This is a genomic window from Sphingomonas sp. CCH10-B3 (assembly GCF_001556185.1).
In the GTDB taxonomy this organism is placed as follows: Bacteria; Pseudomonadota; Alphaproteobacteria; order Sphingomonadales; family Sphingomonadaceae; genus Sphingomonas; species Sphingomonas aquatica.
The window spans coordinates 1-8,434 of sequence record NZ_LSIJ01000042.1 but is presented as its reverse complement, the minus strand read 5'-3'; the positions used below and the strand labels follow the sequence as shown (position 1 = coordinate 8,434).

Annotated in this window: 7 protein-coding genes; 5 read left to right on the top strand and 2 right to left on the bottom strand. The window is 65.2% G+C overall.

Annotated features, from left to right (window positions below):
• Window positions 1-307: 307 nt before the first annotated feature.
• From AX672_RS07845 to AX672_RS07830, 4 genes are read left to right on the top strand one after another with little or no spacing between them, the layout of a single operon-like run.
• On the top strand, window positions 308-1,537 hold the full coding sequence (locus AX672_RS07845; RefSeq protein WP_017980777.1) for a TolC family protein: 1,230 nt from the start codon (window positions 308-310) through the stop codon (window positions 1,535-1,537).
• Window positions 1,534-3,033: an efflux RND transporter periplasmic adaptor subunit gene (locus tag AX672_RS07840; RefSeq protein WP_043060764.1), complete on the top strand. Its 1,500-nt coding sequence runs from the start codon at window positions 1,534-1,536 to the stop codon at window positions 3,031-3,033. The genes AX672_RS07845 and AX672_RS07840 overlap by 4 nt, the downstream gene beginning before the upstream one ends.
• Window positions 3,030-6,167, top strand: coding sequence for an efflux RND transporter permease subunit (locus AX672_RS07835; protein WP_066650599.1), 3,138 nt, complete (start codon window positions 3,030-3,032; stop codon window positions 6,165-6,167). The genes AX672_RS07840 and AX672_RS07835 overlap by 4 nt, the downstream gene beginning before the upstream one ends.
• On the top strand, window positions 6,167-6,493 hold the full coding sequence (locus AX672_RS07830; RefSeq protein ID WP_017980774.1) for a copper-binding protein: 327 nt from the start codon (window positions 6,167-6,169) through the stop codon (window positions 6,491-6,493). Before AX672_RS07835 ends, AX672_RS07830 begins: the two co-directional genes overlap by 1 nt.
• Window positions 6,494-6,514: 21 nt before the next feature.
• Here AX672_RS07830 and AX672_RS07825 read toward each other — a convergent pair whose 3' ends face one another.
• The gene (locus AX672_RS07825; protein WP_017980773.1) at window positions 6,515-7,282 is read right to left on the bottom strand and encodes a glutaredoxin family protein; all 768 of its coding nucleotides are present in this window, start codon (window positions 7,280-7,282) and stop codon (window positions 6,515-6,517) included.
• Between the two features lie 72 nt (window positions 7,283-7,354).
• Between AX672_RS07825 and AX672_RS07820 the strand changes: the two genes are divergently transcribed.
• The gene (locus AX672_RS07820) at window positions 7,355-7,759 is read left to right on the top strand and encodes a MerR family DNA-binding protein (RefSeq protein WP_101750172.1); all 405 of its coding nucleotides are present in this window, start codon (window positions 7,355-7,357) and stop codon (window positions 7,757-7,759) included.
• Window positions 7,760-7,799: 40 nt separating this feature from the next.
• Here AX672_RS07820 and AX672_RS18220 read toward each other — a convergent pair whose 3' ends face one another.
• A complete protein-coding gene (locus AX672_RS18220) occupies window positions 7,800-8,252 on the bottom strand; it encodes a hypothetical protein (protein ID WP_043060763.1) in 453 nt (150 codons plus the stop codon).
• Window positions 8,253-8,434: the final 182 nt, after the last annotated feature.

Here is an 8,434-nt window from a genome sequence, read left to right as displayed (position 1 = left end):
CAAGAGTGAATCACGCCTCCATCGCCGTCGCAAGCACGCGTTTTTCAACAGTCTCAATGGTCATTGGGAGTGGCGTTCCAATTACCAGCCGGGCCCGCGGGCGCCGCTTCAAGCCCCACGTCGCGTATGGGTTACGGACGTTCCCCAGTCGAGCGCCTGCGTGTGCCCGATGATGGAACGCGGTCGCGACGCCTGCATGTCAATGAAGGGCGGCCAGTCAACTTAAGCTGGCGAGCCTGAACAGGTGCCGGGCTCCGATCAACCATTTGGAGCCCGGCCATCATTATGACATGAAGGGACTAGAGGGATGCGCGCATCCATGATGCTCGCGGTCGCCGCGCTCACGACGAGCGCCGCGCACGCGCAGACACTTACCTATGACCAAGCGCTGCGCGATGCGGTTGCCAACGCCCCGGGAGCGGTTGCCGGTCGCGCGGGGGTCAGCGCCGCCCAAGCCGATGCACGTGCGGCGGGAAGCCTTCCGGACCCCCGTGTGTCGATCGGAATCGAGAATTATCCTGTCTCTGGGCCACCCGCCTTCTCCCTATCCAGAGACGACATGACGATGGGGCGTGTCGGTTTCCAACAGGACCTACCCAACCTTGCCAAGCGTCATGCCGCGCAAGCGCAGGCACGCGCCGTGATCGCAACGGCAGAAGCATCGCAAGCGACCAAGCTCCGGGAGGTGCGATTGGGAGCGGGGCAGGCATGGATCGACCTTGCTTATGCCGAGCGTCGACTAGCTGCCCTCGACACCGTTCTGCTATTCCTTCGATCTCTCCCTTCCGCTGCGCGGGCCGCCGTGACGACCGGTTCGGTCCGCCCTGGTCAGACACTGACGACCGATCAGGAGATCGCGGCACTCGACGACCGCCGCGACGAGTTGATGGCCGCCGTTGCGCGCGCCCGCGCGATGCTGGCTCGCTGGACCGGCGTATCGGCGCCCGAGATTGCCGGCGATATGCCCGCGATCGATCTGGCTCCGGCGCGGCTGCGGGACGCGCTCAGCCTTCACTCCGACATGGTTCTCGCCGAGGCCGGTATTCAGCGCGCCCAGGCCGACGTGGATGCGGCGCGAGCGGAGAAGCGACCCGATTGGGGGGTAGAGGTAGCTTATCAACGCCGTGACCCCCGGTATGGCGACATGGTGTCGGCGGGAGTTTCGATGAGCCTGCCGCTGTTCGCTCGATCGCGTCAGAACCCGCGCATCGAAGCCCGCAAATCCGCACAGGCGCAGGCCGAGGCCGCGCGCGAAGAAACCCGGCGCACATTGGCAGCCGATCTGGAGGCCGCGCTGGCGGACCACCAAATGCATCACAGCCAATGGCAGCGCGCGCGCGACGTGCTCCTTCCGCTCGCTCGGAAGCGAGCCGATCTGGAGATAGCGAGCTACTCTGCCGGTCGCGCGAGTCTTGCGGATGCCATCGAAGCCAAGACCGCGCTCGCCGACGCCGAGCTGACCGTGCTCGACCGTGAGGCGCTCGTCGCCGCAGACTCTGTCCGCCTCACCATTACCTTCGGGAGCGCCGATCGATGAGCGACACTACCATTACCCGCGCCCGCCTTGTCACCGCGGTAAGCGCGCTGGTGCTGGTCGCAGGGGGCGTGGGCTTCGGGCTCGCGAAACTTGGCACGTCCTCGGCTGCCGATCAAACGGCATCCCCAGCCCCGCAGAAGAAGATCCTCTACTGGTATGATCCGATGATCCCGGGGGAGCGGCACGACGGCCCGGGTCTCTCGTCGATGAGGATGAAACTGATCCCCCGCTATGCCGACGAGGGCGCAGGCGGTAGCGCCGCACCGGGCGTAGCGATCGATCCGGCCAGCCTCCAGCGGCTCGGCGCGCGGATCGTCACGGTCGAACGCGGATCGTTGTCAAACTCGGCCTCGGCAACCGGCAGCATCGAGTTCAATGACCGCAACGTTGCGGTCGTGCAGGCACGCAGCGGCGGCTTCGTTCAGCGCGTCTATGCGCGCGCGCCAGGCGATGTCGTGCCGGCAGGCGCCCCGCTCGCCGATATCCTTGTGCCCGAATGGGCGGGCGCGCAGGCGGAGTATCTCGCCGTGCGCCGCACCGGGGATGCCGGGCTCACGCGGGCGGCACGAGAGCGCCTGTTGCTTCTCGGGATGCCCGCCGGATCGATTGCATCGGCGGAGTGGCGCGGCCGACCGCAAGGTGTGACGACGATCAGCACGCCCGTGGGGGGCGTCATCAAGACGCTCGGCGTCCGACAGGGGATGACGGTCGCGCAAGGACAGACACTGGCGGAGGTGAACGGCCTCGCCACCGTGTGGCTGAACGCGGCTGTCCCTGAGGCCCTCGCAGGAAACCTGCGGATCGGCACGCCCGTCATCGCCACGCTGGCGGCTTTCCCGGGCGAAAGCTTCAGGGGCCGCATCGCTGCGATCCTGCCCCAGGCCGAGGCAGCGAGCCGCACGCTCACAATCCGCGTCGAGCTCCCCAACCGTGCCGGCCGGTTGCGCCCCGGTATGTTCGCCAGCGTGGCGCTCGACCAGGGGAGCCGCGATGCACTCCTTGTTCCGAGTGAGGCCGTGATCCGGACCGGCCGGCGCACACTCGTCATGTTGGCAGGGCCGGGTGGACGCTTTCGACCCGCCGAGGTTCGCACTGGCGCAGAAGGCGGCGGCAAAACCGAGATAGTCGCCGGCCTGACCGAGGGTGAGAAGGTTGTCGCGTCGGGCCAGTTCCTGATCGACTCCGAAGCGAGCCTCGCTGGCCTCGATGCGCGTCCGATTGGTGTCGAAGCGTCACCCGCAACAAAGCCGGCCGTGAAACCCACCGCGTCGATCTACGAGACGGTCGGCAGCATCGAGGCGATCGATCGCAGTTCCGTCACCCTGTCCCATCAGCCCGTTCCGGCGATCGGCTGGCCGGCCATGACAATGACGTTCCGCGTCGCCGATCCCGCGTTGGTGCGTGGGTATCGCAAGGGTGAGCGGGTGCGGTTCGGCTTTGATCAACCCGCCGATGGTCCAACGCTGCGCCGCATGACGCGCGAGGCTGGGCGATGATTGCCGCGATCATCCGCTGGTCGGTCGCGAACCGCTTCCTCGTCGTCCTGGCGGCCATCGCGCTCGCCATGGCCGGGGTGTTCGCAATGCGTGCCACCCCCGTCGATGCGCTCCCCGACCTGTCCGACACGCAGGTCATCATCCGCACGAGCTGGCCGGGCCAAGCCCCGCAGATCGTCGAGAACCAGGTGACGTATCCGCTCACCACGACGATGCTGTCCGTGCCTGGCGCGAAAACCGTGCGCGGCTATTCGTTCTTCGGCGACAGCTACGTCTATGTCCTCTTCGAGGATGGGACCGACCTCTATTGGGCGCGCTCACGCGTGCTGGAGTATCTGAGCCAGGTGCAGGGACGGCTTCCCCAAGGCGCGCAGGCCGCGCTGGGTCCTGATGCGACGGGGGTCGGCTGGGTCTATGAATACACGCTGTTGGACCGCACCGGCCGCCGTGACCTGTCGCAGCTCCGATCCTTGCAGGACTGGTTCCTACGTTATGAACTGAAAACGCTGCCCGGCGTTGCGGAGGTGGCGAGCATCGGCGGAATGGTGAAGCAATATCAGGTGCTGCTCGACCCGACGCGGCTCGCCGCATTCGGTGTCACGCACACTCAGGCCGTCGATGCCATTCGCCGCGCCAATCAGGAGGCCGGCGGGTCCGTCCTCGAGCTGGGCGAAGCCGAATATATGGTGCGCGCGTCAGGTTACTTGCGCACCGTCGACGATTTCCGCGCGATCCCGCTCAAGGTCGCCGGTGCCGGCGTCCCCGTTACCTTGGGCGACGTCGCGTCGATCCAGATCGGCCCCGAGATGCGCCGCGGCATCGCCGAGCTGAACGGCGAAGGCGAGGTCGCGGGCGGAGTCGTCATCCTGCGTCAGGGCAAGAATGCACGGCAGACGATCGAAGCCGTCAAGGCCAAGCTCGCGGAACTGAAAGCGAGCCTTCCCCCCGGCGTCGAGATCGTCACCACCTATGACCGCTCGCAATTGATCGACCGCGCGGTGGAGAATTTGACGGGCAAGCTGATCGAGGAGTTCGTCGTCGTCGCGATCATCTGCGGGTTGTTTCTGTGGCATGTCCGGTCTGCGCTGGTCGCGATCGTCACCTTGCCTCTGGGGGTGCTCGCGGCCTTGCTCGTCATGCGTGTGCAGGGGGTGAACGCCAACATCATGTCTTTGGGCGGTATCGCCATCGCGATCGGCGCGATGGTCGATGCCGCGATCGTGATGATCGAGAACGCGCACAAGCGGATCGAGCGATGGGAACACGACCATCCGGGCGTGGCGCTGGCGGGCGAGGAACGCTGGCGCGTCATCACCGAGGCCGCGGCCGAGGTCGGGCCGGCGCTGTTCTTCAGCCTCGTCATCGTCACGCTGTCGTTCGTGCCGGTGTTCACGCTCGAAGCGCAGGAGGGACGGCTGTTCGCCCCGCTCGCCTTCACCAAGAGCTATGCGATGGCGGCAGCGGCGATCCTGTCGGTAACGCTCGTGCCGGTCCTGATGGGATGGCTGATCCGGGGACGCATTCCGGCCGAGAACGACAACATTATCAACCGCGTGCTCACCCGTGCCTATCGCCCGGCGCTCGACCGCGTGTTGGCGCGGCCTTGGGCGGCGATCGGCATCGCCGCCCTGGTACTGGCGACGACGGCATGGCCGCTGACCCGATTGGGTGGCGAGTTCATCCCGACGATGGATGAGGGCGATCTGCTCTACATGCCGTCCGCGCTTCCCGGCCTTTCGGCCGCGAGCGCCTCGGCCCTGCTCCAGCGCACAGACCGGCTGATAAAAACCGTTCCCGAGGTCAAAACCGTGTTCGGCAAAGCCGGACGCGCCGAGACCGCGACCGACCCGGCACCGCTCGAGATGTTCGAGACGACCATCCAATTCAAGCCGCGCGATCAATGGCGCGCGGGGATGACGCCGGCAAAGCTGGTGGAGGAGCTGGACCGCACAGTGCGCGTGCCCGGCCTCACGAACGTATGGGTGCCTCCGATCCGCAATCGGATCGATATGCTCGCGACCGGCATCAAGAGTCCCATCGGGGTGAAAGTGTCGGGGTCCAACCTCTCCGAGCTGGACCGCATCGCCGGCAGCATCGAACGTGTCGCCAGGACCGTGCCGGGCGTCAGCTCGGCATTGGCAGAACGGTTGACCGGAGGCCGCTATGTCGATGTCGATATCGATCGGGTGACCGCGGGGCGCTACGGTCTCAACATCGCCGATGTGCAGGAGATTGTGTCCGGCGCGATCGGCGGCGAGACGATCGGCCAGACGGTGGAGGGCCTTGCCCGCTACCCGATCAGCGTCCGCTACCCCCGCGAGCTGCGTGACAGTCTGGAGGGACTGCGAACTCTCCCAATCGTCACCGCATCGGGTCAGCAGATCACACTCGGCACCGTCGCATCCGTGTCGATCGCGGAAGGTCCACCGATGCTCAAGACGGAAAATGGTCGACTCTCGACATGGGTCTATGTCGACGTGCGCGGGCGCGACCTGGCCTCCACGGTCGCCGATCTGCGCCGTGCTGTTGGCAAAGATGTTCGGCTCAGCCCCGGCGTCTCGATCGCCTATTCCGGACAATTCGAGTATCTGCAGCGTGCCGAGGCTCGGTTGATGCTCGTCGTGCCGGCGACACTCGCGATCATCTTCCTTCTCCTCTACCTTACCTTCGGTCGCCTCGACGAGGCGGCGCTTATCATGGGCACACTGCCCTTCGCGCTGACCGGCGGCATCTGGACATTATGGCTGCTCGGCTATGCGCAATCGGTCGCCACAGGTGTCGGGTTCATCGCGCTCGCCGGCGTGTCGGCGGAGTTCGGCGTCGTCATGCTGATCTACCTGAAACACGCATTGGCCGAGCGCGGGCCGTCACCGTCGGGCGAGCAAGTATCGGAAGCGATCAGGGAGGGCGCGCTGTTGCGGGTACGTCCCAAGGCGATGACCGTCGCTGTCATCGTCGCCGGGCTGTTCCCCGTGCTGATCGGGCATGGCGCCGGATCGGAGGTGATGAGCCGGATCGCCGCGCCGATGATCGGTGGAATGCTGACCGCCCCTTTCCTCTCCATGTTCATCCTGCCAGCCGCCTACTTGCTCTTGCGGCGGCGAGCTTCAACCCGCCCCGAAAGGAAGATCTGATGAAAGCCACTTTCTCCATGCGCGCCGCATTCATGCTACTAGTCACGCCGATCGCAGCGAGCGCTCTTGCTCAAGGCAGCAGGCCGGCTGCATCGGCTGTAAAATCCGGCAGCGGATCGGGGACGATCACTGCCGTCGACGCGAAAGGTGGAACCGTAACCATCAAGCACGGCCCGATCCCGACGATCGGCTGGCCCGCAATGACGATGACCTTCCGGGCATCCCCCCCGACCCTGCTCAAGGGACTGCGGTCGGGGCAGCGGGTCGCATTCACCGCCAAGGCGAAGGGTATGACGGCAGAAGTTACGGCGATCAGCCCGCATTGACGACGCGTGCCGACCTTCGCGTCAGTGCGCCATCGCCAGCACGGGCGGCGCAGCGATCATCCACAGCGCCATCGCGACCATCATCAGGTTTTCGGTGAGCGAGATGAAGCCGAGCGGCACGTTGCTGTCCCCGCCCACGCACGCGCATTTCAGCTCACGCTTGTCGATGTAGACGGCCTTGAACACCGACACCGCGCCGATCGTACCGATAACGAGCGCGACGGGCACCGACAGCCAGGTCAACGCGCCGGCTGCCATCAGGACGCCCGCCGCTCCTTCCGCGTAGGGATAGACATAGGAATAGGGCACCCAGCGCTTCGCGAGCAGATCGTAGTTGAGGAACATGCTCGAGAAGCTCTCGACGTTCTGGAGCTTGAGCATCGCCAGAGCGCACATCGAGAACGCGATGAACCATTCACCCGCCCGCACCGTGAAGGGCGTGCCGAGTACCGCATAGCTGGCGGCGAGCGCCATCAGCGCCGTCATCGCGAACACGGCAATCACCGGGCGATAGGTGACGGCCTTGGGGTCGCGGACCATCTTGCCGAAGAAGCGGCGCAGATCGTCATAGCCGCCGACCCGCTCCCCGGCGATAAAGATCTGCGGGGTCGTCTTGACGCCGTGCTTCGCCTTGAAAGCGTCGGTTTCTTCCCGCGTCATCAGCCAATGGTCATCGACCGCATAGCCTTCCCGGCGCAGAAGATCCTTCGCCTTCAGCCCGAAAGGGCAGGTATGTTCCGGCATCACCATCCGGTAGATCGTCGCCTGTTTGGCGGGGGCGCTCGCCATGCCGCTTCTCCAATATCCTCGCCCCGCCTATATAGGGTCCGTACCATAGTACGGAGTCAAGGCATGACCGGCATGACGATCGCGGCGCTCGCGCGCGAGGGCGGCGTCGGCGTCGAAACGGTGCGCTACTATCAGCGTCGCGGTTTGCTGGACGAGCCAGACCGGCCGACCGGGGCTGGCGCCGGAGGCGGCATCCGGCGCTACGGCACCGATGACGCCCGCCGCCTTCGCTTCATCCGCTCGGCGCAGGCAGCCGGTTTCACGCTCGAGCAGATCGGTGAGCTTCTGGCGCTGGATGCGACCGACGATCGCGCGCGTGCGCGCCAGCTCGCCCATGAGCAGATGGCGGCGCTGGATGCGAAGATCGCCGAGCTTGAACAGGCGCGTGCTTCGCTGCGTCGGCTTGCCAGCGAGTGCGGCTCGGGATCGGCAGGGCCGTGCCCAATCCTGACAGCGTTCGATTCACCGACTGAGTGATCTTTGATTAGCTCCCAGGCGGTCAGCAGGAGATTTCGGATCAGGCAAATAGATCGCCGATCGCACGCATACGGAAGGCGTTGATCCACCGACGTCGGCGATGCTCGCTGGCGTCGTGGCGCATGTGGCACCGCTGGCAGAGTGCAGCGAGGTTGCGTGGTCGGTTATCGCTCGGATCATGGTTCAGATGCGCGCTAGCAAGAACCACGCGCGTGATCCGCACTTGTGAAGGTGGATCAATGCCGACGAAGCCAGGTTGCGCGCATAAGAGGGCGTCGGGCGGCGGCAGGCGGCGAACGCACCTGCCCTGCCCGTTGCGCCACCTGCTTATGTCCTCATCCCACCAAACACCATCGCCCAGATGCAGCACATGACGACCATGCGGGCGCTGACAATGTTCGCAGCGTCCTTTGGCGCGGCCAAACCGGATGAAGGCAGATAGTTCACGCCAGTCAATCGGGTAGAGCCAGCGATGTTCACGCGCGATTGGCATAACAATTCTATGATTCAGTATCGTGGAGAACGAAAGCAGAAAACAGCAGTGACTCAACTTATCCATTACGGCTAGGTCACTAAGCGATTAGCTGACTTGGCTACTCAAGGAATGGTGTCAAAACCGTTCGAGACTGTTGAAAAACGCGTGCTTGCGACGGCGATGGAGGCGTGATTCACTCT

What these genes read in the sequence shown, in the direction of transcription:
- AX672_RS18220 (WP_043060763.1), bottom strand. Translation starts at nt 8,252, where the DNA reads ATGCCAATCGCGCGTGAACATCGCTGGCTCTACCCGATTGACTGGCGT.
- AX672_RS07845 (WP_017980777.1), top strand. Translation starts at nt 308, where the DNA reads ATGCGCGCATCCATGATGCTCGCGGTCGCCGCGCTCACGACGAGCGCC.
- AX672_RS07830 (WP_017980774.1), top strand. Translation starts at nt 6,167, where the DNA reads ATGAAAGCCACTTTCTCCATGCGCGCCGCATTCATGCTACTAGTCACG.
- AX672_RS07840 (WP_043060764.1), top strand. Translation starts at nt 1,534, where the DNA reads ATGAGCGACACTACCATTACCCGCGCCCGCCTTGTCACCGCGGTAAGC.
- AX672_RS07820 (WP_101750172.1), top strand. Translation starts at nt 7,355, where the DNA reads ATGACGATCGCGGCGCTCGCGCGCGAGGGCGGCGTCGGCGTCGAAACG.
- AX672_RS07835 (WP_066650599.1), top strand. Translation starts at nt 3,030, where the DNA reads ATGATTGCCGCGATCATCCGCTGGTCGGTCGCGAACCGCTTCCTCGTC.
- AX672_RS07825 (WP_017980773.1), bottom strand. Translation starts at nt 7,282, where the DNA reads ATGGCGAGCGCCCCCGCCAAACAGGCGACGATCTACCGGATGGTGATG.